General features: G+C 63.1%; 1 protein-coding gene and 1 pseudogene. One reads left to right on the forward strand and one right to left on the reverse strand.

The features are described from left to right. Window positions 1-277: pseudogene (locus tag EN914_RS39765) on the reverse strand (cytochrome P450); the annotation flags it as partial. Here EN914_RS39765 and EN914_RS37355 point away from each other — a divergent pair. Further along, on the forward strand, window positions 216-694 hold a 479-nt coding region (locus tag EN914_RS37355), incomplete at its 3' end, for an FAD-binding oxidoreductase (RefSeq protein ID WP_164779265.1). The pseudogene EN914_RS39765 and the gene EN914_RS37355 sit on opposite strands and share 62 nt — an antisense overlap.

Raw genomic sequence — 694 nt, forward strand, 5'->3', positions numbered from 1 at the left:
GAAATGCATAGGCCTCGTACGGGTTCTGAAAAAAGGCATGCTTGTGCGGATCGAGCCGCAGGTGTCGCGTGGCTGGATCAAAGACCAGGCCGGGTGGCGTCAATTTGCTCATGCCAGACCAATAGCGCGGCTTGCCAGCCTGGTTCCAGACCGTATGTTGGCGCCCGCAATCCAATACGTTGAGCCAGCCGACCGGCTGCGGAAAGTCTGATTTGATGAAGGTGATCGTTGTCGGTGCGGGTATTGCCGGCCTCTCGACCGCGTGGTCGCTGGTCAAGGCGGGTCACAGCGTTTCGATCGTCGAGCAGGGGCCGATCCCGAACCCGCTTGCCGCGTCGGGCGACCATCATCGCATCATCCGCCGCGCCTATCGCGCGGGGACCGGCTACGGCCGGCTGATCACCGAAGCCTACCGGGCCTGGGACGAGATGTGGGCCGATCTCGGCGAAAGCCACCTCGATCCCAGAGGATTTGTCTGCATTTCGCGCGAGCCTGGCGACGAGGCCGAGGAATATCGCGAGGGCCTGGAAGAAGGCAATTTTCCGTTCGAACTGCTGGAGCCCGACGCGGCGGTGAAACGCTGGCCGTTTCTGGAAGCCGGGTCGTTTCGCTACGCCTATTTCTCGACCGAAGGCGGCGCCCTGCATTGCCGCAAGATCGCGTCCGGCCTGGCAAAGTGGCTGCGCGCCAACGG

Source organism: Mesorhizobium sp. M7A.F.Ca.CA.001.08.2.1, assembly GCF_003998455.1.
In the GTDB taxonomy this organism is placed as follows: domain Bacteria; phylum Pseudomonadota; class Alphaproteobacteria; order Rhizobiales; family Rhizobiaceae; genus Mesorhizobium; species Mesorhizobium ciceri.